Origin of the sequence: Methylobacterium sp. R2-1, from assembly GCF_014191355.1 — a bacterium.
In the GTDB taxonomy this organism is placed as follows: domain Bacteria; phylum Pseudomonadota; class Alphaproteobacteria; order Rhizobiales; family Beijerinckiaceae; genus Methylobacterium.
In genome coordinates this window covers 203,162-227,216 of sequence record NZ_JACHWM010000007.1, presented here as the reverse complement: position 1 = coordinate 227,216, position 24,055 = coordinate 203,162, and the positions used below count along the sequence as shown (strand labels likewise).

Below are 24,055 nucleotides of genomic sequence, written 5' to 3'. Positions count from 1 at the left end.
AGTCTCGGATTTTGAAAAGGCGAGCCTTTTCGCGGGTCCAGGGCAAAGCCCTGGTTGAAGGGAAGCCGGGGCGCTGCCCCGGCGCCCCGCCAAAGGGATGATCCCCTTGGATACTCAGAATCTACGCGTCGGCGGTGGCCGCCGGAGCGACAGGAAGCGTGGCGGCGGGCGCTGTCCGGCGCAGGCGCAGGCCCATGCGCAGCAGCGGCAGGACAAGGCGGGCCAGCCGGATCTGACCCGGCAGTTGCCTCGGCATCAGCGGGCGGTACGCGAGGCGCGGGCTGGCGCGGTCCACCGCCGCGACGATCTCGCCGACCCGCGGCAAGGCAGCGATGCGGCGGGCTTCCACCTCCGGGATGCCGAGCCGGCGCGCCCAGCCGAGATCGCGGGCGAGCCGGCCTTCGTTGTAGAGGCGGCGCAGCCGCGCCCGCCACGCGTAGCGATGGAGCGCGCGCGGCACCGCCTCCATGCGGGCGTCGCAGAGGGCGTCGGGCTCCTCGCAGCGGGAGCGGATCGTGTCGGCGACGCCGCCGGCCGCGCGGCCGGTGAGGCGAGCCGAGATCAGCACCAGCACCGCCCGGTCATGGCGCACGCGAAAGCCCCGCTGCAGCAGGGCGCCAACGAAGGCCCCGTCCTCGCCGAGCGGGATCTCCGGCATGCCGCCGACGTCGCGGTAGGCGGGAAGCCGCACGGCGAGCGAGGCGCCGATGGTGGTGCGATGGCAGGGCCAGGGATCGTGCGGGTCCGGATCGATGCGCGCCTCCATCTCGGTGATGAGCGCGTCGTAGCTGTCCTCCCGGCGGCCGCGGGCGGGCAGCGAGGGCGGCAGCAGGGCCGCCTCCTCCGGAATCAGCTCGACCCGGCCGGCGACCGCGTCGGCGCCCGCTTCCAGGGCGGTGAGGTTGGCCGCGACCCAGTCCGGCGGCACGATGCTGTCGGCATCCGTCGTCAGGAGCGTGGCCGCTTCGGCCGTCCCCACCTCTTCGAGCCACGCGACCGCCGCGTCCATCGCCGCCCGTCGCGCCCAGCCCGCATGCGCACCGGCATGGACACGCTCGATCACCCGAACCGGGATCGACATCTCCGGCACGCGATCGGCCACGATCCGCGCCGTGTCGTCGGTGCAGTTGTTGAGGAACAAGACGAGCCCGAAGCGGCCGGGCGCGAGGCCAGCCTGCCGGTCGATCGCCCTCAGGCAGCGGGCGATCCGCTCGGCCTCGTTGCGCACGGGGATGGCGATGACGGTGTCGAGGGTCGGCTGGGTCGGGGAAACGGGCGGCACGGACGGGCTCCGGAAAGGCCGAAGAAGGGCGCCGGACGGATCGGAATCCAGGCCCGCCCAGCACCTCGCGCTCCCATTACGCCACGCTTGATGAACCGCGGCTGATGGCCCGCACGGCGGAACAGGGCCCGCTGCCCCCGGTTTCCCGGGCAATCCGCAACCGTCCGGTCTTCGTCCCTTCCCCGGCCTTCCCAAACCCGCCGACGACCGCCCCGAAAAGCGAACCACCGGCCCGGATCGATCACCTGCGGCTTCCCGCCCGACCTCCCACCCGGCCTCCCACCCGACCTCCAAGGAGATTCCCGCATGAGCGTCCTGTCCGCCCTCGGCCTGACCTCGGGCAAGAAGGTCCGCTACGCCGTCGTGGCGCTCGGTGACATCTCGCAGGAGGCGATGCTGCCGGGGGTCGCGCATACCGGCAATTCCGAGGTCACGGCCTTCGTCACGGGTGATTCCGAGAAGGCGCGCCGAGTCGGCGAGCAATACGGCGTCACCGCCACCTACGGCTACGAGCAGTTCGGCGAACTGCTGGCCTCGGGCACGATCGACGCGATCTACCTCGCCACGCCGAACTGGCGCCATGCCGAGTTCGCGATCCCCGCCTTGAAGGCGGGCATCCACGTGCTGGTCGAGAAGCCGCTCGAGGTCTCGACCGAGAAGTGCCGGGAGATCATGGCGGCGCAGGCCGGTTCCTCAGCCAAGCTGATGGTGGCCTACCGGCTGCATTTCGAGCCGGCGACGCTGGCCACGATCGACCTGATCCGCTCAGGCCAACTCGGCGAGATCCTGACCTTCTCCTCGACCTTCACGCAGATGGTCTCGCCCGAGAACCACCGGGCGAAGAGCGGCGTCGAGGCCGGGCCGATCTTCGACATCGGCCCCTACCCGATCAATGCCGTCCGCACCCTGTTCGGCGACGAGCCGACCGAGGTGGTCTCGACCGTCGGCGTGCGTCACCCGGAAGCCGGGCTCGGCGACTTCGACGACACGGTCGCCGTCACCCTGCGCTTTCCGAAGAACCGCCTCGCGCAGTTCGTGCTGTCCTATTACGGCAACGTGCTCGATGCTTACGCCGTGGTCGGCACCAAGGGCAGCGTCGAACTCAACCCGGCCTACATGTACGGCAAGCCGCTGGAGCGCACGGTGACGCTCGGCGAGAAGAAGAGCCACGAGAGCTTCAAGAACACCGACCATTTCGGCGGCGAGCTGAAGTACTTCTCGGATTGCATCCTGAACGGCAACGACCCCGAGCCCGATGCCGAGGAGGGCTACGCCGACCTGCGGGTGATCGAGGGCATCCTGAAGGCCCTGGAGACCGGTGGGCCGGTGACGCTGGAGCCGTTCACGCGCACGCGGCGCATCGACACCGAGGCTCAGCGGCAGACGCTGTCGGCGCAATCGTCGCCGGACCTCGTCAACACCTCCAATCCCGGCAAGGGCAAGGAGAAGGTTCCGAAGAACTGACGCGTTTTCGACACGCGCTCTCATCGCGCCGCAGGGATCTGAAAAACAATGATGGTCCTCTACGGCATCGCCCTACTCGCGGGCACCGCCATGGTCGTTCAGCCCGGCCAGAGCACGCCGCTTGCAAATCCTTCGGCGGCGAGCCTTTCGCAGCCGGGCTCGTCTCGATGCTGGTCGGCACCACAACCATGCTCGCCGTCGGCCTCGCCACCGGGCAGCTACACTTGCCGAGTCTTCAGCAGGTGGCCGGCACGCCCTGGGGGGCCTGGGGTGGCGGCGTGCTCGGCGCCGGCGTCATCCTGGCCCAGCTCTTCGTCGCGCAGCGGATCGGGGCGGCGACCTTCCTCGGCCTCCTCGTGACCGCGGGTGTCGTCATCTCGCTCACCCTCGACCATTTCGGGCTCGAAGGTTTCACCACCCACCCCGCGAGCCTCGCGCGCCTCATCGGCGGAGGGATGATGATCGCGGGCGTTGCCCTGGTGGCCCTGTTCTGAGCCGGATCCTGACGACCCTGCCCTACTCCGCCGCCTGCCGGAGCCGGGATGACGCCGCCGGCTCGGTCCCGGCCCGCGCCCGCTCCAGCGCCGCGTCGAGGGCGTCACTCAGGGAGGTGACGAGCAGGTCGGCGGAAATCGCGCGCCGCAGGCGTCCGAGGGAGGCCGGGTCGCGCTCGCGCCAGAAGCCGACGAGGATCGTCACCCCCGGCGCGGCCTTGCGGGCGCGGCGGATGGTCAGGCGGATCTGCGAGAGGCTGATCGGGTCGAGATAGGAGAAGCAGATCATCGCCGGGCGCTCGCCCTCGGGCAGGCCGTTGCGCAGTCCGTCGCTCGCCGCCACCTGCGCCCCGAGCCCATGCCGGGAGAAGGTTTGGGCGAGCATCAAGGTCGCCGCCTCGTCGAAGGCGCCGCCGCTCGGCACGCACAGGATCGGCGCCGCGCCGCGCCAAGCCGGGGCCAAGTCTTCTTGGGCGAGGACGATGCCGGCCGCGCGCCGGTCCGGCCCGACCGCCGCGAAGGCGGCCTCGGCCTCGGCACCTCTGGGCTTGCGCGAGCGGCGCGGCATGCCGCGCTTGCGCGCCTGCCCCAGCGCTTCGACCACCGTGCGGAAGCCCGCCCCCACCTCGCCCTGTCGCTCGCGGTCGAGCATGCCGCGCGCCGCGTCCTCCTGGGCCATGCGCAGGCCCGACAGCACGACCTCGTCGTAGTAGGTGACGAGCGCCCGCTCCTTCAGGAACAGCCGGCCCTGGTCGATCGCCTCGGCCGGGTCGCCCGCCAGCATGCGCTGGTAGAAGATCTCCTGCGGCCCGAGGGCCGGGCGATCACCGAGGATCACGTCGAGGAACCACAGCCGCTCGACATGGCGCCCGAGCACCACGAGGCAGACGGTGAGCGGTGTGGCGAGCAGGAGGCCGATCGGCCCCCACAGGAAGGTCCAGATCGTCGCCGCCAGGATCACCGCCACCGGCGAGATGCCGGTCGAGTGCCCGTAGAGCAGCGGCTCGACCACATGGCCGGCGATGGGCTCGACGATCAGGAACAGGATCGCGACCTGGATCGCCATCGACCAGCCGGGATCGACCGCGACCGCGATGGCGAGCGGCAGCACCGCCGAGATCACCGCGCCGACATAGGGCACGAAACGTGAGATGCCGGCGATGACCCCGAACAGGATCGGGCTCGGCACGCCGATGAGCCACAGGCCGGTGCCGATGACGAGGCCGAAAGCGACGTTGAGGACGAGCTGAGCCACGAAGAATCGGCTGAGTCGCGCGGTGGCGTCGTCGATCGCCGCCGTCGTTCGGCGCAGGTCGCTCGATCCCGCGAGCCGGATCGCGCGGTTCCGCAGATCCTCGCGCTGGAGCAGGATGAAGATCGTGAACAGTAGGATCAGGCCGAGCGTCGCCAGCGGGTGAAGCACCCCGCCCGCCACGCTGCCGAGCGTCGTCAGCAGCCCGGAGCGCGGAGCGTGGATCTCGACCTGCATCGGCCGCTCCGCCGTGCCCAGCGCCGCGTTCGTCTCGGACTCGGTCTTGGCGGCGGGCGGCTGCAGCTCCTTGCCGACTTCTTCCGCCATGTCGAAGAAACCGGAGAAGGTGTCGGACAGGCCGCCCCGCTCGGCGGTGGCGGCCCGCAGGGCCGTGATCTTGTCGCGCAGGGTCAGGGAGTAGCGCGGCAGGTCGGCGGCGAGCTGCGCCGCCTCGCGGGCGATCAGGCTGCCCACCGCGCCGAGCATCCCGAAGGTGAGCAGCACCACGAGCAGCACCGCCGCCACCCGGGGCACCCGTAGGCGCCGCAGGGCCCGCACGGCAGGGACCAGGACGAAGCTGAGCAGGATGGCCAGCGCCACCGGAACGAGGATATCGCGGCCGAAATACAGCGCGCTCGCGAGCGTTACGACGAGCAGCAGCGAGCCGAGCGTTGTCACCACCGGCAGCGCCTGCCGCAGGAGCCGCGTGGTGACCGGATCGGTGGTCATGGCATCCTCGTGATGGCCTACGCGTCACGCGTAGAGAGGTGAAGGCGTCGAGCTTTCGCCAGGCCGCGTCGGGCCGATCACACGCATCCCCTCATCCTTCGAGGCCGCTTCGCGGCACCTCAGCATGAGGGTAACGGTCGGATCAATGACGGGAAGCCGGCGCCTCAATCCCCCGTTCCGATCGCCGTGCCGATCTGGGTGAGCAGCTTGGGGAAATCGATCGGCTTCGGGTGGTAGTCGTCGCAGCCGGCCTGGATCGCCTTGTCGCGGTCGCCCGACATGGCGTGGGCGGTGAGCGCGATGATCGGGATAGCGCGGGTATCGGTCGCGGCCTTCAGAGCGCGGGCGGTCGACCAGCCGTCGAGGATCGGCAGGTTCATGTCGAGCAGGATCACGTCGGGCTGGGCGGCACGGGCCTGCTGCACGCCCGCCTCGCCGTCATGGGCGAGCACCACCTCGTAGCCGCGGCGCTTGAGCCGGCGGGACAGGAAGTCCCAGATCTCCTCGTGGTCTTCCACCAGCAGGATTTTTCCCGACACGCCCGAAACCCCTTCCCGCGCCGCACGCGGCGTTCCGCGACCTAACGCGCGGAAAGCCGTTGCGGTGTCATGGGGCCGGGCGCAATCCTGATCCCTTGCCTGATCCCTTGCCTGATCCCTTGCCTGATCCCTTGCCTGATCCCTTGCCTGATCCCTTGCCTGATCCCTTGCCTGATCCCTTGCCTGATCCGTCGCCTTGTCTCGCTCGGCTCCGGACGGCTAAGGGGTGCTCGGCGGCGGATCATGCGGGGCGGACGCGGTGCGGGATGGCGGGGCGGAGGACGGCGACCCGCGCGTCACGGCGCTGCTCGCGCAGCTCTCGGAGCGTGAGGCACCGTTCTCGATCAGGGAACGCGACGACCTGGCCGGGCTCGGTCTCGGGCGCGCGGCCCTCGATCCACGGATCGACCCACAGGCCCCGCCGCGCTGGTGGGCTCCGGGCTCGGGCGGGCTCGATCTGGCGGAGGCCGACCTCGCCGACGCCCGGCTGGAAGAAACCGACCTGTCGGGGGCCAACCTGCGGCGGGCCTCGCTCGCCGGTATCCTCGCACGCTCGGCTGGCTTCGCGGATGCCTGCCTGGAGGAGGCGGATTTTTCCGGCGCCGACCTCAGCGGCGCGCGCTTTACCGGAATCGCCGGCGGGCAGGCCTCCTTCCGCGAAGCGATGCTGGAGGATGCCGACTTCTCCGGCGCGACCATGCGCTTCGCCCGGCTCGACAAGGCTTTGCTCGACGGCGCCCGGTTCGAGGATGCCGACCTGTGGGGCACCGACTTCACCGGAGCGGATGCCGACGATTCCGTGTTCCGCCGGGCACGGCTCGACGAGGCCAATCTCTCCGACTGTAACCTGACCGGCGCCGATTTCGAGGGTGCGAGCCTTAAAAAAGCGCGGCTCGTCGGCTCGCGGCTGCGCGGGGCCAACTTCTCCGGCGCCCGGCTCGACGGAGCGGACCTCTCCGGGGCCGACTTCTCCCGCACCAGCCTCGTGCGGCTCGACCTCACGGCGTGCAAGCTGCACCACGCGCGCTTCGCCGGGGCGTGGCTGGAGGGCGTGCGACTCTCCGTCGAGCAGATCGGCGGCATGGTCGGCGAGGAGGAGGCGGGCGAGTACGAGGCGGCGCAGGCGAGCTATCTCGCGCTCGAGCGCAACCTTCAGAGCATCGGCAGCCCCGAGGGCGCGAGCTGGGCCTACAAGCGCGGGCGCCGCATGGGCCGCCGCCACGCCGGCGTGCGCGCCCGCGAGGCCTTTTCCACCCGCGATGTTCGGGGCACGCTGAGCCACGGCTACCGCTGGATCGCCGACCGTTTCGTCGAGTGGCTGTGCGATTACGGCGAGAGCCTGTCGCGGATCGCCCGCGCCTTCCTCGTCGGCATCCTCCTGTTCGCCGCCGCCTACGGGGCGACGGGCGGGCTCTTCCACGAGGGCGAGAACACCCCGACCTACAACCCGCTCGATCTGGTCAGCTACAGCGCGCTCAACATGATGACGGCCAACCCGCCGGAGATCGGCGTGAAGCCGCTGGGGCGCGTCACCAACCTGCTGGTCGGGCTGCAGGGGGCGGCGGGCATCGTGCTGATGGGGCTGTTCGGCTTCGTCCTCGGCAACCGCCTGCGCCGCTGATTCCTTGGGTTTTTTCTTGGGTTTTTGCATCCTCTCGGAGAGCCGAACGCCTCCGGACGAAGCCATGACGGGAGACATCACCGTGACCGTACAGGACGGGAAGGTGCCGGCCACCGGGCCGACCATGGCGGATTTCCGCAACCTTGCCGACGCGCTGCCGCAGCTCGCCTGGATCGCCGAGGCCGACGGCAACCTCGTCTGGTACAATCGCCGCTGGTACGACTACACCGGCACCACGCCAGCTGAGATGGCCGATCACGGTTGGCGCAAGCTGCACCATCCTGATCATCTCGAGCGCGTCGCGGCGCGCTTTTCCGCGTGCATCGCGGCGGGCGAGTCGTGGCAGGACACCTTCCCCCTGCGCGGCAAGGACGGCGGGTACCGCTGGTTCCTGTCGATGGCCGAGCCGGTCCGCAATGCGGACGGCGTCGTCGTGCGCTGGTACGGCACCAACACCGACGTCACCGAGACGCGCCTCGCACAAGACGCCCTGGGCCATTCCGAGCAGCGCTTCCGGGCGCTGGTGGACGCCTCCGCTGCGGTGATCTGGAGCACGACCGCGCAAGGGGAGCTGATGCCGCCCCAGCCGCGCTGGGCCGCCTATACCGGCCAGAGTGACGAGGCCTACCAGGGCTGGGGCTGGATCGACGCGATCCATCCCGACGACCGAGCCCGTGTGGCCGAGGTCTGGGCGGAATGCGTCGGAACGGTGAAGGTGTTCGAGGTCGAATACCGCCTGCGCCGCCACGACGAGGTCTGGCGCGACATGGAGGTGCGCGGCGTGCCGGTGCTCGCCGAGGACGGCTCCATCCGCGAGTGGGTCGGGCTCAACATCGACATCACGGCCCGGAAGGAAGCCGAGGCCGAGATCGAACGGGCGCGGGCGGCAGCCGAGGCGGCTAACCTCGCCAAGAGCCAGTTTCTGGCCAACATGAGCCACGAGCTGCGCACCCCGCTCTCGGCGGTGATCGGCTATTCCGAGATGCTCGGCGAGGAGCTGGAGGATCTGGGCAAGGCCGAGTTGCTGCCGGACCTGCGCAAGATCGAGGCGGCCGCCCGCCACCTGCTCGGGCTCATCAACGACGTGCTCGACATCTCGAAGATCGAGGCCGGGCGGCTGACGCTGGCCGCGGAGACCTTCGACGTTGCGACGCTGATCGAGGACGTCGGCGCCGCGACGCAGAGCCTGATCACGAAGAAGCGCAACCACTTCCGACTCGACGTCGAGGGCAATCCGAAGATCGACCTCGGCGCGATGCACCAGGATCAGTTGAAGCTGCGCCAGTCGCTGATCAACCTGATTGGCAACGCGGCCAAGTTCTCCGAGGACGGAGAGATCGTCCTCTCGGTGCGACGTTTCGGAAAGGACGGGGCCGACTGGATGAGCTTTGCCGTCTCGGATACCGGCATCGGCCTGACCGAGGAGCAGATCGGCCGACTGTTCGAGCGCTTCTCCCAGGCCGATGAATCGACCACGCGCCAGTTCGGCGGCACCGGCCTCGGGCTCGCGATCACCCGCGCCTTCGTCGAGCGCATGGGCGGTACGATCAGCGTGGAGAGCACCTTCGGCGAGGGCGCGACCTTCACGATCCGCCTGCCGGCCGAGATCGACGCCCGCGAGGAAGAGGTCGAGGCCGAGAGCGTCGCCGCCCGCGTCCAGGAGATCACCGAAGGCGAGGCGCACCTGCACGACGTGGTGCTGCTTGTCGACGACGACCCGGCCGCCCGCGATCTGCTCCAGCGCTTCCTCGAACGCGAGGGGTTCCGCGTGCGCACCGCCAATGACGGGCGTGCCGGGCTGACGCTGGCCCGGGCGTTGAAGCCGCGGGCGATCCTGCTCGATATCGAGATGCCGCGCATGGACGGCTGGGCGGTGCTGCACGCGATCCGCACCGATCCCGAGATCGCCGAGACGCCGGTCATCATCACCAGCGTCGTCAACGAGTTCAGCCTCGCCCACGTGCTCGGCGCCACCGACTACATGGTCAAGCCGATCGATTGGGGCGCGCTCAAGGACGCGATGGAGCGCTACCGCCCCGTCGACCACGAGGGCAGCGTGCTCGTGGTCGACGACGATGCGGATGCCCGTGAGCGGGTGCGCCGCACGCTCCAGCGCGACGGCTGGCAGGTGCGCGAGGCCGAGAACGGCGCCGAGGCCCTGGAGAGCCTCGACACGGAGCGCCCAAGCCTGATCCTGCTCGACCTGATGATGCCGGTGATGGACGGCTTCGCCTTCCTGCGGGCGCTGCGCGGGCGCCCGGACGGCGACAGCATCCCCGTGGTGGTGCTCACCGCCAAGGAGATCACGAGCGAGGAGAAGGAGAGCCTGGGCGCCCAGGCCGACCGGCTGATCATGAAGGGCTCGATGAGCCTGTCCGAGATCGGCCGGCAATTGCGCGACCTCTACGCCCGGCAGGACGGCACGCCGCTGCCGGGCCAGATCCAGCGCTTGATCGACAAGCTGCCGCCGTAGGGTTTTGCTTCGCTCTTCCAACCCACCGCCTCAGGGTGAGGGCGTGGATGGGAGATCGACTCTTGCCCCCGCCTCCTCCATCGCCCGCGCCAGCCCCTCGTAGACCCGCGGATCGGTCATCTGCGCCACGTTGAAGCGCATGAAGCCGCCGGCCGTCTGCGAGACGCTGAAGACGTTGCCGGGGGCCAGCACCAGACCTGCCGCCAAACCGGCGCGGGCCAGGGCTGCGGCGTCGTGCCCGTCGGGCAGGCGGCACCAGAGGGTGAAGCCGCCGCGCGGCACGATCCAGGGTGCGATGCCGAGCGAGCCAAGTCGGTCGGTGGCTTCCCGGCGTGCCCGCGACAGGCGGCGGCGCAAGGCGTCCAGATGCTTGCGGTAGCTGCCGTCAGCGAGCGTGCCGGCGATCAGCTCGGCGGCGACCGGGCTCGGGCCGCCGAAGCTCGTCGCCACCTGGAGATCGACCACGGCCTCGATCCAGTCGGCGCGCGCGGCGATGAAGCCGCAGCGGATCGAGGCCGACAGCGTCTTCGAGAAGCTGCCGATGCGGATGACGCGGGTGAGGCCGTCGAGGGCGGCGAGCCGGGGCGAGGGTTCGGGCTCCAGATCGGCGAAGATGTCGTCCTCGACGATGGTGAGGTCGTGCGCCGCCGCAAGCGTCAGCAGCCGGTGGGCGGTCTGCGGCGAGAGCGTCGCGCCGGTCGGGTTGTGGAGCGCCGAATTGGTGACGTAGAGGCGCGGGCGATGCTCCGTCAGCGCCGCGGCGAAGGCCGCGAGGTCGGGTCCCGTCGGCGTGTAGGGCACGCCGACGATCCGGACCGCGTGCACGCGCAGCAGGGCCTGGAAATTGAAGTAGCAGGGATCGTCCACCAGCACCGTGTCGCCGGGCCGCAGGAGGAGGCGGCCGATCAGGTCGATGGCCTGCGTGCCCGAGGCGGTGAGCAGCAACTGGTCCGCGCCCAGTTCGATCCCCTCCCCCGCCGACCGGCGCACGAGGTGACGGCGCAGGGACAGCGCGCCGCGGGTGGCGCCGTAATCGGTCAGCACCGCATCCCCGGCCTGCGCGAGGCCGCGCACCGCCCGGCGGATCGCCGCGTTCGGCATCCACTCGGCCGGAAGCCAGCCGCAGCCCGGCTTGAGCATGTCCGGCCCCGCATCGAGCGACTGGCGCGAGACCCAGAGCGGATCGATCGCCCGTTCCCGGCGCGGCTCCGCCTCGGTGAGTGCCAGCGGCGACACGGCGCCCGAGACGTAGAAGCCGGAGCCCGGCCGGGCCCGGATCAGCCCCTCCGCCGCCAGCCGGTCGTAGGCCTCGACCACGGTCGAGGGCGAGACGCCCATGGTCGCGGCGAAGCGGCGGATCGAGGGCAGCCGCTCCCCCGGGGCCAAGCTCCGCGCCGCGAGCCTCTGGCGGATCGCCGCCATCACCACCCCGGTGCGGCCGCCCGCCTCCTCCGTCGTGTCACGCATCATCGGCCGTGCGGGCGAGAAGAGCCATACAGTTCGGCCGAAACCGTACGGGACCGTGCCTTTCACCGCCAGAGCCCACCGCCCTATCCTCGCGCCAGCTTCGAGGATGGACGATGCAGCGAACGCGCAAAAAATCCTGGGAGGGTTGGGGCCATGGCCTCCTCGGTGTGATCATCTTCAGCGGGTCGCTGCCGGCGACGCGGGCCGCGGTCGGCGGCTTCACGCCGCTCTTCCTCACCGCCTCGCGCGCCGTGATCGCCGCCGGGCTCGGTGCCGCGCTCCTGGCCCTGCTGCGGCAGAGGCGACCGACGCGGGGCGATCTCGGGCCGTTGGCGGTGGTGGCGCTCGGCGTGGTGGCCGGCTTTCCCCTGCTCACGGCACTGGCCCTGCGGCACATCACGTCGGCCCGTTCCATCGTCTTCATCGGCCTGCTGCCGCTCGCCACCGCCCTGTTCGGTCTGCTGCGCGCCAATGACAGACCGAAACCCGCCTTCTGGCTGTTCTCGGGCGCAGGCAGCCTGCTGGTCGCGGGCTTCGCCCTGGCGCAGGGCGGCGGTGCCGACCCGACGGGCGACGGGCTGATGCTGGGCGCGATCCTGCTGTGCGGCCTCGGCTATGCCGAGGGAGCCTACCTGTCGCGCCGGCTCGGCGGCTGGCAGGTCATCTCCTGGGCCCTCCTGCTGGCCGCCCCCGTCATGGCCGCGCTGGCGCTCGCCACGCTGCCCGATACTTGGCGCGGGATCGGCCTGCCGGCCTGGGCGGGGCTCGGCTACGTGTCGGTCTTCAGCATGCTGGTCGGCTTCGTATTCTGGTATCGCGGGCTGGCGCTCGGCGGCATCGCCGGCGTCGGGCAATTGCAGCTGCTCCAGCCCTTCTTCGGCCTCGCGCTGGCCGGCCTCCTGCTGCACGAGCCCGTCGAGGGCATGATGGTCGCGGTCGCCGCCGGAGTGGTGCTCTGCGTCGTCGCCGCCAAACGCTTCGCCTGACGGCGATCTCCTCAGAAGCCGACCGTCTGATCGAAGTCGAGATAGGCGGTCTCGATCACGATCTGGGTGCGGCTGATGACTTCGAGCTTGCGCAGGATCTCGGAGACGTGGGCCTTCACCGTCGAGTCCCCGACCTGCAACTCATAGGCGATCTGCTTGTTGAGTTTGCCCTGGCGGATCATGCCGAGCACCCGCATCTGTTGCGGGGTCAGGCGGGCGACCCGCTCGGCGACCGGCGCCTTGTCGCCGCCCCGCGCCGGCGCCGGGGCCGCGGCAAGATCGGGCGGCATGAACAGGGCGCCGCCGAGCACCTCGGAGATCGCCCGGGTCAGGGTCGCCTTGTCGACGGCCTTCGGTACGAAGCCCGCCGCGCCGTGGCGCAGGGCCTCCTGCATGATGCGCGGCTCGGTGACGCCGGAGACGATCAGAATCGGCACGCGGGGGAAGCGCCTGCGGATCGCGATGAGCCCCTCGAACCCGGTCACGCCCTGCATCGAGAGGTCGAGCAGGGTCAGGTCGATGGCGGGGTTTTGCCCCAGGATCTCGCAGGCCGCGCGGATACCGTCGGCCTCGTGCAGCTCCGCCTTTGGAAAGGCCAGGGCGATGGCGCTCGCCAGCGCCTCGCGGAAGAGCGGGTGATCGTCGACGAGGAGGAGGCGCAGGGCGCCCTCACCCGCCAGGGCGGGCGTGTCCCCGGCATCCCCCGGGTCCGGTCCGAAATCCGATGCTGCGGTGGCCGTCATCGCGGGTCATGCCTTCCGGCGGGGCCGGCCTGCGGTCCCTTCCCGGTTGTCATAAGGCATTTCGGGCGCGGCCGCTTCCCGACCTTTCGTCCAATCCGAGCCGTTCCGGCTTCGCCCGACCGGGGCTCTGCCCTGGACCCGCGAAAGGACTTGTCCTTTCGAAACCTCGATGGGTACGGCGTCACGCCGCTTCGAGGACGAGTTGGCGGCGACCGGGACGGTGTCCCTCCGAGCCGGTCTCGCGAAAGCCGAGCTTGTGCAGCAGCCCCCAGGAGGCGACGTTGCCGGGTCGGCACTCGGCCACGATCGCCCGGCGCGGAAACCGGCGGCGCAGCAGGCCGACGATGGCGGAGACCGCCTCCGTCCCGAAGCCGCGCCCGCGGGCGGCACCGCCGATCCAGTAGCCGATCTCGACGGCTCCTTCTCCTCGCAGATGCGCGCCGACGACGCCGACGAGCGGAGCCGCCTCCTCGCGGCTCCAGGCCCCGAGAAAGCGATCGCGGCCGTGTCGGCCGGAGGCGATCAGCGCCTCGGCATCCGCGAGGGTGAAGGGAGTGGCGAGGAAATCGACCGCGCCGGTGATCGCCGGGTCGTTGGTCAGCGTGCACAGGGCCCGCGCGTCCCCCGCGCCGAGCGGCGCAATCGTCAGGCGCCCGGTCTCGAGACCGGGCAGGTCAATCAGGCTGTCACGGCGAACGCGGCGGAAGAACATGTTCGGGGAATGATGTGGCGCGCGTAGAAAGGGAGAACGCGCCGATGCAGCCGTTTAATCCCGCGCGTCCGAAAAAATCTCGGCTCGAAAAAATCCGGCCGGTCCCGCATGGGTGGCCTGCGGGCCGGCCGCGCGAACCATCGCGATGGGCGCCGGTTGCCCCGTCAGGAGCTTGTGATGACCGACATCCGTGACGAAACCCGCTACGAGCCTCAGGCACCGCTCTCCGTCGCCGCGCGCAGCGCCTGCCCACGCTGTGGCCGGGGCCACCTGTTCAAGGGGTTCCTGAACCTCGCCCCGCGCTGCGACGTGTGCGGGCTCGACTTCTCCTTCGCCGATCCGGCGGACGGACCGGCCTTCTTCGTGATGATGACGACGGCGATTCCGGCGGTCGCCTTCGGCCTGTGGCTGGAACTGACCTACGACCCGCCGCTCTGGCTCCACTTCGTCCTGACGCTCCCGGTGGTCCTGATCACCTGCACCCTCCCCCTGCGCTTTTTCAAGGGCTGGCTGGTGGCGAGCCAATACGTCCACCGGGCCGAGGAGGGACGGCTCGCACGCCCGGCCGCGGCGTCCGCGGCGACGGTGAAGCCGGACGCGCCCGGCCGACCCTGACCCCGCCGAGGCCGGCCCGAAAGGCCGACGGGAATCGAAAAGCCCGCCCCGAGAGATCGGGGCGGGCTTTGTCGTGCCGTCTTCGAGCCGGTCGTCAGTGCGCAGCGGGCGCCGTGGCGGCCGGATGGATCACCATCTCGGTGAACGGGTAGACGTAGGCCTGGAGCATCACGAGGCCGCCGACGAGGCAGGCCAGCACGATCGAGTGCCAGAACACGAAGCGCAGGATCTTACTCTCCTGGCCGAAATAACCCGTCGCCGTCGAGGCCACGACGATCGACTGGGCGTCGATCATCTTGCCCATCACGCCACCCGACGAATTCGCCGAGGCCATCAGGATGCCCGACAGTCCGAGTTGCTCGGAGGTGATCCGCTGCAGGCCGCCGAACAGCACGTTCGAAGCCGTGTCCGAGCCCGTGAGCGCGACACCGAGCCAACCCAGCAGCGTGCCGAAGAACGGGTAGAGGATGCCCGTGCCGGCAAATGCGAGGCCGAGCGTGGCGTCGACGCCGGCGTAGCGGGTGAGCACGCCGAGCGCGAGCATCGCGGCGATGGTGATGAGCGAGTAGCGCAGCACCCAGATCGTCTCGAAATACGCGGTGACGAGACGCACCGGCGAGAAGCGCATGATCAGGCCGGAGATGATCGCGGCGAACAGCACGCCCGTGCCGGTGTAGGACATGTAGGTGAAGTTGAAGATCGCGGCCTCGGCCTTCGGCGCAGCCTCGACCGGCGGCACCTTCATGATCATGTTGTGCAGGCCCGGCACCTCGTACTTCCACGAGAAGATCGGGTTGACGATCCCCTTGAACCAGCCGGTGCCCCAGATCGCCACGATGATCGAGAGGATGATCCACGGCACCCAGGCCATGAGGATCTCGCTCGACGAGGCGGTGCGGCCGCCGACATGCACCTTGGGTAGGTCGCCGGGGACGCCCGCGCCGAGGGAGGCCGGACGCGGCTCACCGTAGCCGATCGACGGGTCGTGACCGCGCAGCGCGGGCGAGGACCAGATCTGGGCCGGGCGCCAGACCTTCAGGAAAGCGACGAGGGCGGCCATCGAGACGAGCGAGGCGCCGATATCGACGATCCAGGGGTTGATGTAGTTCGAGATCAGGAACTGCGCCGCGGCAAACGAGATGCCGCAGACCGCGATCGGCGGCCAGATCGCGATCATGCCGCGGAAGCCCGCGAACACCCAGATCAGCCAGAACGGCACGATCACCGAGAAGAACGGCAGCTGACGGCCGATCATCGCGCCGAGCACGTAGGGATCGTAGCCCGTCACCGAGGCCAGGCCCTGCACCGGAGCGCCGAGCGCGCCGTAGGCCACGGGGGCCGTGTTGGCGATGAGCGAGAGGCCGGAGGCCGCCAGCGGCGAGAAGCCCAGACCGATCAGGATGGCGCCGGTGACGGCCACAGGGGTGCCGAAGCCGCCCGCTCCCTCGAAGAAGGCGCCGAAGGCGAAGGCCACCAGCAGGAGCTGGATGCGCCGGTCCTCGGTGATCCCGGCCACCGATTGTTGAAGGATGGCGAACCAGCCCTTCTCCACCGTCAGGCGGTAGAGGAAGATCACGTTGAGGATGATCCAGCCGATCGGGAACATGCCCGTGACCATGCCGAGGATCGTTGCGCGGACGGCCAGATCCGTCGGCATGCCGAAGGCGACCACGGCCACGAGAAAGGCGACGATGAGCGCAAGGACGGCGGCGATGTGCACCTTGATCTTGCCGCTCGCGATCATGCCGAGCAGGGCGATGACCGGCAGCGACGCCATGAAGGTCGAGAGCCACTGGTTCCCGAATGGATCGTAGACCTGATTCCAGGGTGTCACGGGCCTTGCCCTCCTCCCATGTCCCGATCTTGCGCCGGGACCTTCTGGCAAAGGGTGCTAGCAGAGCCGCCAAGCCCGCTCAACGGACGTGATCATGTATTCATTCCGTGTCCCGATCGATGTTGGCCGGGTGACACTTTTTTGGCACCGCGCGGTGACGGGCCACGGACGCACCACAGCGCATCTTCTCACATCGAGGTGTGAGATTGTTCGGGCGAAGCCAGGAACTGGGCTGGGATAGTCCCGTTCTCGCAGGAAGCCCCCGGGTGATCCCGAACGCAGCGAGAGGAACTTCCTCCCATGTTCATGCGCGTCGACAAGTTACAGGCCGAGCTTCCCGCCCCGAAACGCAGGGATCCGAACGCGGCCGCCGCGCTGCAGGAATTGCTCGGCGGCAAGTACGGCGAGATGTCCACGCTCGGGAACTACATGTTCCAGAGCTTCAACTTCCGCAGCAAGGACAAGCTCAAGCCGTTCTACAGCCTCGTCGCCAGCATCACGGCGGAGGAGCTCGGTCACGTCGAGCTCGTGAGCAACGGCGTCGCCATGCTCAACAACGGCCCCGACAACGACGGCGATACAACGGACGGGGGCGACATCTCGGGCGCGCCCTTCGAGGACATGAAGGACATCCGCCTCGCCGCGGCCTTCCTCTCGAACGGCGGCGGCTCAGCGCCGATCAACAGCAACGGCGCCTCTTGGAACAACGATTTCATCACCTCGACGGGCAACGTTGTGGTCGACCTTCTGCACAACTTCCATCTCGAATGCGGTGCGCGGCTGCACAAGCTGCGGGTCTACGAGACCCTGTCCGATCCGACGGGACGCGAGGTCTGCGGCTATCTTCTCGTGCGCGGCTCGGTCCACGCGCATGCCTACGCACTGGCGCTGAAGCAGATCACCGGCGTCGATCTCGACAAGTTCCTGCCGACCCCGAACATCAACCTCGACAAGATCCCCGAGTCCCAGAAGTACCTGCAGGAGGGTTCACACCGCCGGCTCTATACCTGGAGCCCGAACGATTATCGCGACATCGCCGGAATCTGGAACAGCGGCGAGCACGCGCTGCCGGGCGATCCGCCGGGTGAGCTGGAGGTCGTGGAGGGCATGCCCGACGGCGGTAAGATCCACCAGCTCACCGGGATCCCCTCGGCCTTCGCACCGGACTACGCGCCGGAAGAGATGTTCGAGATCGCGCAGAAGCTGACGAAGAAGGCGCGCTGAGGTCGCGCATGACGCTCCTCCCCAGCTGGGGAGGGGCACCTGAAGCCAGACCGTTCTTCTATCGCCCCATACGTGCCGCCCGCCACAGCCGCCACAGGCGGCGCCAGCGGGCGATCTCGATCACGCTGTTGAGCGGGTCGTAGCCGGGACGCTCCATCGCCGCGAGATAAGGCTCGACCAGGGCCGTCGGCAGGAAGGCGGGCCGGGCGGCAGGGGCGATGGTGGCGCGGGCCGCCTCGCAGGCGGCGAGATGGCGGCGGGCCAGTGCCCGCAGCTCGACGCAGGTGCGCACCAGTCCCGGTCCGCCACGGCCCGAGACGATGTCTTCGCGGGTGACCCCGTTCTGTCGCAGCAGGTCGCCCGGCAGGTACACCTGCCCCTGGCGTGCGTGCCAGGGCAGCGCCCGCAGCAGGCCGGTGATGCCGTAGGCGACGCCGGCATGGCCGGACGCCGCCGCGCCGCCAGGCTCGGCCCCCTCGGCGAGCACGAGTCCGGAGAGGCGGATCAGCGCGGAGGCGGTCTCGCCGCAATAACCCTCCAAATCGTTCACCCTGGGCATCGGGTCGTCGTAGAGATCGAAGACGCGGGCATCGATCAGGTCCACGAAGGGTTGGCGTCCGAGACGGCGCGTCACGATCGCATCCTCCAGCGCTGCGGCGACGGGATTGGCCCGCACGTCGCCCCGCGCCTCGCCCTGGAGCGCGTCGCGCCACCATTGCAGGCGGATCTCCCCGGCCATCGGGTTCGAGGCCGCCTCGCGGACGCGGGCGATGGTCAGGCTGAAGGCGGCGAGCGCGAACAGGTGCGGGCGGAAGGCGGCGGGCGCGAACAGCGCGGCGAAGTAGCGGTCCGGATCGCCCTCGCGCACCAGCTCCTCGCAGTGCCGGAAGGCAAAGGCGAGCCCACCGTTGCCGGCCTCCGGGCTCGTCTCGGTTCGGGTTTCGGGGCGCGTCATGGAGCGGGGCTCATGCGGCGTTCGGAATTCACGTGACGGCGATCAGCGCAGCCGCGACCTTGCGGTTCTCGGCCATCAGGATGTTGTAGGTGCGCGCCGCCGCCCCCGTCTGCATGGTGTCGAGGCCGATGCCTGCGGCCTTGAGGCGCTGGCGCAGGGACTCGGGCAGGAAGACGATGTCGGCGCCCGTGCCGATGAGAAGCAGCTCGATCCCTTCGGCCTCGGCGAGGACGGCGGCAAGGCTCGCCCCGTCGATGGCGGCCGGCTCGCTCACATCCCAGGCCCGCACGCCGGAGGGCAGGAGCAGAATCGAGCCACGATGGGACATCTGCCCGAAGCGGAAGCCGCCATTGCCGTAGGCGTCGATGCCGTGTCGGCCGGGCAGGAAGCCATCGTGGATCTGACCCGGAATCCGTCCCTCGCTCACGCCGCGTCTCCCCCCATCCCATATCGGACGATGTCGGACGCGCAGGCGCCACTCTCAACCGTCGCGGCGGCGAAAAACGTCCCGGATCGGTGTTCCGCGCCTCGCCGCACGCCGCGCCTTACTCGGCCGCCTGCGGCAGGCCTGCCTCGCGCTGCGACGCCTTCGAGCCCGACAGGCGCAGACCGATATAGATCAGCGCGGGCGTCGAGACGAAGATCGCCGAGTAGGTGCAGATCACCACGCCGCAGAGCATCACCACGGCAAAGCCCTTGATCGCCTCGCCGCCGAACAGCACCAGTGCCACGAGCGACAGGGTGGTGGAGAGCGAGGTCATCACCGTGCGCGACATGGTGGAGTTGATCGAGAGGTTGAGGAGTTCCACCACCGGAATGGTCTTGTAGCGGCGCATCAGCTCGCGGGTCCGGTCGAACACCACCACCGTCTCGTTGAGCGAGTAGCCGACGATGGTCAGGATCGCCGCGATCGAGGTCATGTTGAACTCGATGCGGGTGATGATGAACACGCCCACCGTCAGCACGATGTCGTGCAGGGTGCCGACGATGGCGCCGAGCGCCAGCTCCCGCTCGAAGCGGAACCACAGGTAGAGCAGAACGGCGAGCACCGAGAGCACGACGCCGATCGTACCGGACTGCACCAGCTCGCCCGACACGCGCGGACCGACCGTTTCCGTGCGGCGAAAATCATACTGGGCGTCGAAGGCGGCGTGCGCCTTCTGCATCACCGCGGTCTGCCCCTGCTCGCCGGGCTGCAGCGGGAAGCGCACGAGCACCTGTCCCTGGCCGCCGAGTTCCTGCACCTCGGTCTCGCCGAAGCCGAAGCCGTTGGCGGTATGGCGGATCTCGGCGACGTCCGCTGTCTGGCCGGCCTTGGCCTGAAGCTCGACCAGGGTTCCGCCCTTGAAGTCGATGCCGAAATTGAGCCCGACGGTGATGAACAGCAGGAGGGTCACGACCGACATCACCGCCGAGAGCGGGAAGGTGACGCGCCGGAACCGCATGAAGTCGAAATGCGATTCATCGGGCCAGAGGCGGAGCAGGCGCATGGTCGGTCTCGGATCATGAAGGCCGGCACGCGGGCCGTGAGCCTTACGAAGCGGTAGCGCGGCCCGGGTCAAACGGGCCGCGGAGTGTCTCTCACGAAACTCCCGCCGCGCCGTCGCGCCCGGGGAGAAACTGGTCGGTGACCGGGAGTTTCGTGAGGCACTCCGGTCCCCGAACGGGGTTCGTCAGAACGGCAGGGCCTTGGGCCGGAACCAGTTGTACCACACCGCGATCATCATGCGCGTCAGCGTCACGGCCGTGATGACGGTGGTGAGGATGCCGAGGATGAACACCACGGCGAAGCCCTTCACCGGACCCGAGCCCATGAAGAACAGGAGCAGGGCAGCGATCGCCATGGTCGAGTTCGAGTCGATGATGGTGGCGAACGCCCGGTCGAAGCCGGCCTGAAGCGCCGAGACCAGGGAGCGGCCGGACCGGGCCTCCTCGCGCATGCGCTCGTAGATCAGCACGTTCGAGTCGACCGCGGTGCCGATGGTGAGCACGATGCCGGCGATGCCGGGGAGCGTCATCGTCGCCTCCAGCACCGACATCAGGCCCAGGATCAGGCCGACATGGACGATCAGCGCGATGTTGGCGATGAAGCCGAAGGTGCCGTAGGTCGCGAACATGAAGGCGATGACGAGCCCGGCGGCGACCAGGGTCGCCATCTTGCCGGCCTCGATCGAGTCGCGGCCGAGGCCGGGGCCGACGACGCGGCGCTCGACCACGGTGAGCTTGGCCGGCAGCGCGCCCGCCCGCAGCAGCACCGAGAGGTCGTTGGCGTCCTTGACGGTGAAGTTGCCGGTGATCTGGCCCGAGCCGCCGGTGATCGCCGAGCGGATCACGGGGGCCGACTGGATCACCCCGTCGAGCACGATCGCCATCCGGCGGCCGACATTCTCCGAGGTCGCCTGACCGAAGCGCTGGGCGCCGCGCAGGTTGAACTTGAAGCTGACCATCGGCTCATGGGTCTGCGGGTCGAAGGCGGGCTGCGCGTCGGTGAGATCGCTGCCATCGGCCATGACGCGGCGCTCGACCGGCACCTTGGCGCCGCCCTCGTCCTTCGAAGGCAGCATGTCGACGTCGCCCGACGGCGAGTCGGCCAGCATGCGGAATTCGAGCTTGGCGGTCTTGCCGAGCTGATCCTCCAGCTCCTGCGGGTTCTGCAGGCCCGGCACCTGGACGAGGATGCGGTCGGCGCCCTGCTGCTGGATCGACGGCTCCTTGGTGCCGCCGAAATCGATGCGCTTGCGCACGACCTCGATCGCTTGGCTGACGGCCCGCCGCGTGCGGTCGTTGATGCCGGCATCGGTGAGGACGAGCTGGATCGCGCCGTTCTCGGCCTCGTTGACCGTCAGGGTCTGGCCGCCGGCGGCCAGCGGATTGTTGATCGGCTGGGCGAGTTCGCGCAGCTTCGGCATCACCTTGGCACGGGCCGCCGCATCGGGGATGCGCAGTTCCACGCCGCGGTTGATCACGCGGATGCCGCCCTCGGGCGAGACGGAAGCCTCGCGCAGGATGCGGCGCACGTCGTCGCGCAGGCCCGTGACCATCGAGCGGACGAGATCGGGCTGGTCGATCTCCAGCAGGATCTGCGAGCCGCCCTGAAGATCGAGGCCGAGCACGATCGCCCGTTGCGGGATGATCCAGCTCGGGAACCACGACGGCAGCGAGGCCATGAAGGCCTTGCGGCTGTCGGCCGGGATGAAGCTCGGCACCGCGAGGCTGAGGCCGATCAGGATGACGGCGAGCGTCGCGACGATCTTTGTTCTCGAGAAGCGCAGCATCCGCCCGGTTCCGACTTTTTTGTCATGGGTACCGGACGGTCACGACCGGCACGCGCGTGTGGCGCCTCAGGAGGCCTTGACCGGGGCGCCCTTGACGCGAACCTCGGAGATCATCGAGCGCACCACCTTGACGCGCACGTTCGGGGCGATCTCGACCTCGATCTCGGAGGCATCGTCCGCGACCTTCGTGACACGGCCGATGAGGCCGCCCGTGGTCACGATGGTGTCCTCGCGGCGGACGTTCTTGACCATGCTCTGATGATCCTTGAGCCGGCGCTGCTGCGGGCGCAGGATCAGGAAATACATGATCACGAAGATCAGAACGAAGGGCACGAATTGCAACGCGACGTCCGCGCCGCTTCCGGCACCGGCTCCTTGCGCGAAGGCGGGGGTGATCAACGCCGAACACTCCTGATCGAGGGCATGCGGCCCGTGAGGCCCGGCGACGCCGGAGCCTTGCGACGACGAGCCTGCCGAAAAGCGCGCGGACTATAGCGGCGGGCGACTCGAAAGCAACGGCGGTGCGATGCATCCGGGGCCGCACCGCCGCGATTCCCCTTTCGTCCGCCCTCGGCCTAAAAGGCGCCACCTCAACGAGGGCCGCCGCCCTCCTCCCGCAACCGGAGCGCCCATGATGGCCGCAGAGCCGACGCCCGCTGACCTTCTCCCGCTCCTGGAGCGGATCGCCGCAGCCCTGGAGCGCGCCGCGCCGCCCGCCATCCCGAAGGTGGACACGAGCGCCGCCGACGCCTTCCTTTGGGGGCCCGAGCGCCGGCTGATCCCGGTGCTGCGGGTAAACCGCGTCGAGATCGGCATCCTCACCGGCATCGACCGCGCCCGCGACACCCTGGTCGAGAACACCGAGCGCTTCGCCCGCGGCTTGCCTGCCAACAACGCGCTGCTCTGGGGCGCGCGCGGCATGGGCAAGTCCTCGCTGGTCAAGGCGGCCCATGCCGAGATCAACGCCCGCCGGCCGGAGGGAGGCCTGCCGATGAAGCTAGTGGAGATCCACCGCGAGGACATCGAGGCGCTGCCCGAACTGATGAGCCTGCTTCGGAACGACCCCCATCGCTGGCTGGTGTTCTGCGACGACCTCTCGTTCGACGCCGACGATACGTCCTACAAGTCGCTCAAGACCGCGCTCGATGGCGGCATCGAGGGGCGGCCCGGCAACGTCCTGTTCTACGCCACCTCGAACCGGCGCCACCTGCTCGCCCGCGAGATGGTGGAGAACGAGCGCTCCACGGCGATCAATCCCGGCGAGGCGGTGGAGGAGAAGGTCTCGCTCTCCGACCGCTTCGGCCTGTGGCTCGGCTTCCACAAATGCAGCCAGGACGAATATCTGGCGATGATCCGCGCCTACGTGGAGCGCTACGGCCTGAAGGTGGAGCCGGACCGAGTGCGGGCCGAGGCGCTCGAATGGGCCACCACCCGCGGCTCGCGCTCGGGGCGCACGGCGTTCCAGTTCATCCAGGACCTCGCCGGACGGCTCGGGCAGCGGCTCGACGGATAGCGTTGTGGGCGGCTGGTCGCATCCGCTCGCGATGACGGCGGCGAGGCGGCCCCTCTTATCCCGCCCGATCCTGCTTGCGCTCGACTTCCAGCCGTATGCCCCGGCCGGCCAGAAGAATCTCGGCCAGGAAGGCCAGGATCGCCAGGATGGTGCAGGCGAGCGCGAGGCCGAAGCAGGCGAACAGCACGGAGGCTGCGGAGGCGTCCCTGAGCGCGCCGACGAACAGGGTCAGCACGGCAGCCCCCGTCATCACACCGCCGAGGCTCGCCAGCACCACGGCGAGATCGAGCAGGAGCGAGCGCCGCCGCAGGTAGGCGAGGCGGCGGGCCAGCGTCGCCCGCGCCTCTCCGTCCGCGCCGGGCAGGGTGGCCGAGAGCGCATCGACCTTGTCAGCGACGCGGCCGAGGCGGGTCGAGAACACATTGAGCAGGGTCGCGAGCGCGGAGAGCAGGAAGGCGGGGGCAAGCGCCACCTGGATGATGTGGGCGATGCTCTCGGGATCGCCCGCCTCCGAACCTGTCGGGAACATGCCGTCGAGCCCGCCTCAAACCTTCCGAGGGCGGCGCCGTTCGCGAAAGATCAGGGCGAGGTTGCGCAGGTAGATGACGGTCGAGAGTCCCTGGCCGATGATGATGACCGGCTCGCGGCGCACGAAGCCGTAGACCAGCGTCATCAGCCCGCCGAGGATCGACAGGAACCAGAACGAGAGCGGCATCACGCTCTTGCCCGCCCGCTCGCTGGCGATCCATTGCAGGATGAAGCGCGAGCCGAACACGAGCTGCGCCCCGATGCCGAACACCAGCCAGAAATCGAAGCGGGTGACGAACACGTCGTAGAAGTAGGCCGGGAGGTCCTCGGCGAGCTGGATCAGCATGGG

Annotated in this window: 21 protein-coding genes and 1 pseudogene; 8 read left to right on the top strand and 14 right to left on the bottom strand. The window is 69.4% G+C overall.

What is annotated here, in order from left to right; all coding sequences use genetic code 11:
* Window positions 1-121: 121 nt before the first annotated feature.
* Window positions 122-1,282 carry a glycosyltransferase family 2 protein gene (locus FHU13_RS12365; RefSeq protein WP_183436173.1) on the bottom strand — a complete coding sequence of 387 codons (1,161 nt, stop codon included), beginning with the start codon at window positions 1,280-1,282 and terminating at the stop codon, window positions 122-124.
* Window positions 1,283-1,588: 306 nt separating this feature from the next.
* Here FHU13_RS12365 and FHU13_RS12360 point away from each other — a divergent pair, with 306 nt between their 5' ends.
* Both FHU13_RS12360 and FHU13_RS12355 read left to right on the top strand, forming a co-directional pair.
* Entirely contained in the window at window positions 1,589-2,746 is a 1,158-nt protein-coding gene (locus FHU13_RS12360; protein WP_183436172.1) for a Gfo/Idh/MocA family protein, read from the top strand.
* 48 nt (window positions 2,747-2,794) lie between these two features.
* Window positions 2,795-3,240: pseudogene (locus FHU13_RS12355) on the top strand (DMT family transporter).
* Between the two features lie 22 nt (window positions 3,241-3,262).
* Here FHU13_RS12355 and FHU13_RS12350 read toward each other — a convergent pair.
* Both FHU13_RS12350 and FHU13_RS12345 read right to left on the bottom strand, forming a co-directional pair.
* Window positions 3,263-5,221 carry an AI-2E family transporter gene (locus FHU13_RS12350; protein WP_183436171.1) on the bottom strand — a complete coding sequence of 653 codons (1,959 nt, stop codon included), beginning with the start codon at window positions 5,219-5,221 and terminating at the stop codon, window positions 3,263-3,265.
* Window positions 5,222-5,385: 164 nt separating this feature from the next.
* Window positions 5,386-5,760 (bottom strand): response regulator, encoded by a 375-nt coding sequence (locus FHU13_RS12345; protein WP_183436170.1) that lies wholly within the window; start codon window positions 5,758-5,760, stop codon window positions 5,386-5,388.
* 259 nt (window positions 5,761-6,019) lie between these two features.
* Between FHU13_RS12345 and FHU13_RS12340 the strand changes: the two genes are divergently transcribed.
* Together FHU13_RS12340 and FHU13_RS12335 are read left to right on the top strand one after the other, a co-directional pair.
* Window positions 6,020-7,381 (top strand): pentapeptide repeat-containing protein, encoded by a 1,362-nt coding sequence (locus FHU13_RS12340; protein ID WP_183436213.1) that lies wholly within the window; start codon window positions 6,020-6,022, stop codon window positions 7,379-7,381.
* 64 nt (window positions 7,382-7,445) lie between these two features.
* Window positions 7,446-9,854 (top strand): response regulator, encoded by a 2,409-nt coding sequence (locus FHU13_RS12335; RefSeq protein ID WP_183436169.1) that lies wholly within the window; start codon window positions 7,446-7,448, stop codon window positions 9,852-9,854.
* Window positions 9,855-9,884: 30 nt separating this feature from the next.
* Here FHU13_RS12335 and FHU13_RS12330 read toward each other — a convergent pair whose 3' ends face one another.
* Complete coding sequence (locus tag FHU13_RS12330; RefSeq protein ID WP_183436168.1) at window positions 9,885-11,321, bottom strand: PLP-dependent aminotransferase family protein; 1,437 nt, start codon at window positions 11,319-11,321, stop codon at window positions 9,885-9,887.
* Window positions 11,322-11,434: 113 nt separating this feature from the next.
* On the opposite strand from FHU13_RS12330, the gene FHU13_RS12325 reads away from it, so the two are divergent.
* Window positions 11,435-12,307 (top strand): DMT family transporter, encoded by an 873-nt coding sequence (locus tag FHU13_RS12325; protein ID WP_183436167.1) that lies wholly within the window; start codon window positions 11,435-11,437, stop codon window positions 12,305-12,307.
* Window positions 12,308-12,318: 11 nt separating this feature from the next.
* On the opposite strand, the gene FHU13_RS12320 is transcribed toward FHU13_RS12325, so the two are convergent.
* Entirely contained in the window at window positions 12,319-13,050 is a 732-nt protein-coding gene (locus FHU13_RS12320) for a response regulator (RefSeq protein WP_183436166.1), read from the bottom strand.
* Between the two features lie 181 nt (window positions 13,051-13,231).
* Window positions 13,232-13,762: a GNAT family N-acetyltransferase gene (locus FHU13_RS12315; protein WP_183436165.1), complete on the bottom strand. Its 531-nt coding sequence runs from the start codon at window positions 13,760-13,762 to the stop codon at window positions 13,232-13,234.
* A 177-nt stretch (window positions 13,763-13,939) separates the two neighbouring features.
* Here FHU13_RS12315 and FHU13_RS12310 point away from each other — a divergent pair, with 177 nt between their 5' ends.
* A complete protein-coding gene (locus FHU13_RS12310) occupies window positions 13,940-14,377 on the top strand; it encodes a DUF983 domain-containing protein (RefSeq protein ID WP_183436164.1) in 438 nt (145 codons plus the stop codon).
* Between the two features lie 94 nt (window positions 14,378-14,471).
* On the opposite strand, the gene FHU13_RS12305 is transcribed toward FHU13_RS12310, so the two are convergent.
* Entirely contained in the window at window positions 14,472-16,211 is a 1,740-nt protein-coding gene (locus FHU13_RS12305; RefSeq protein ID WP_183436163.1) for an L-lactate permease, read from the bottom strand.
* A gap of 300 nt (window positions 16,212-16,511) precedes the next feature.
* Here FHU13_RS12305 and FHU13_RS12300 point away from each other — a divergent pair, with 300 nt between their 5' ends.
* Window positions 16,512-17,435 carry a manganese catalase family protein gene (locus FHU13_RS12300; RefSeq protein WP_183436162.1) on the top strand — a complete coding sequence of 308 codons (924 nt, stop codon included), beginning with the start codon at window positions 16,512-16,514 and terminating at the stop codon, window positions 17,433-17,435.
* A 58-nt stretch (window positions 17,436-17,493) separates the two neighbouring features.
* Here the strand turns inward: FHU13_RS12300 and FHU13_RS12295 are convergent, their stop codons facing one another.
* The 5 genes from FHU13_RS12295 to yajC form a co-directional block, all read right to left on the bottom strand.
* Window positions 17,494-18,390: a phytoene/squalene synthase family protein gene (locus FHU13_RS12295; protein ID WP_183436161.1), complete on the bottom strand. Its 897-nt coding sequence runs from the start codon at window positions 18,388-18,390 to the stop codon at window positions 17,494-17,496.
* A 28-nt stretch (window positions 18,391-18,418) separates the two neighbouring features.
* Entirely contained in the window at window positions 18,419-18,817 is a 399-nt protein-coding gene (locus tag FHU13_RS12290; protein ID WP_183436160.1) for an Mth938-like domain-containing protein, read from the bottom strand.
* Window positions 18,818-18,935: 118 nt separating this feature from the next.
* Window positions 18,936-19,880, bottom strand: coding sequence for a protein translocase subunit SecF (gene secF / locus FHU13_RS12285; RefSeq protein WP_183436159.1), 945 nt, complete (start codon window positions 19,878-19,880; stop codon window positions 18,936-18,938).
* A gap of 183 nt (window positions 19,881-20,063) precedes the next feature.
* Window positions 20,064-21,665, bottom strand: a complete 1,602-nt coding sequence (secD, locus tag FHU13_RS12280; RefSeq protein ID WP_183436158.1) for a protein translocase subunit SecD — start codon at window positions 21,663-21,665, stop codon at window positions 20,064-20,066.
* A gap of 66 nt (window positions 21,666-21,731) precedes the next feature.
* A complete protein-coding gene (yajC, locus tag FHU13_RS12275; protein WP_183436157.1) occupies window positions 21,732-22,064 on the bottom strand; it encodes a preprotein translocase subunit YajC in 333 nt (110 codons plus the stop codon).
* Window positions 22,065-22,299: 235 nt separating this feature from the next.
* Between yajC and FHU13_RS12270 the strand changes: the two genes are divergently transcribed.
* Window positions 22,300-23,178, top strand: coding sequence for an ATP-binding protein (locus FHU13_RS12270; RefSeq protein WP_183436212.1), 879 nt, complete (start codon window positions 22,300-22,302; stop codon window positions 23,176-23,178).
* Window positions 23,179-23,233: 55 nt separating this feature from the next.
* Here FHU13_RS12270 and FHU13_RS12265 read toward each other — a convergent pair whose 3' ends face one another.
* Together FHU13_RS12265 and FHU13_RS12260 are read right to left on the bottom strand one after the other, a co-directional pair.
* The gene (locus FHU13_RS12265; protein ID WP_183436156.1) at window positions 23,234-23,707 is read right to left on the bottom strand and encodes a DUF2721 domain-containing protein; all 474 of its coding nucleotides are present in this window, start codon (window positions 23,705-23,707) and stop codon (window positions 23,234-23,236) included.
* 15 nt (window positions 23,708-23,722) lie between these two features.
* Window positions 23,723-24,052 (bottom strand): lipid-A-disaccharide synthase N-terminal domain-containing protein, encoded by a 330-nt coding sequence (locus FHU13_RS12260; protein WP_183436155.1) that lies wholly within the window; start codon window positions 24,050-24,052, stop codon window positions 23,723-23,725.
* Between the last annotated feature and the right edge of the window lie 3 nt (window positions 24,053-24,055).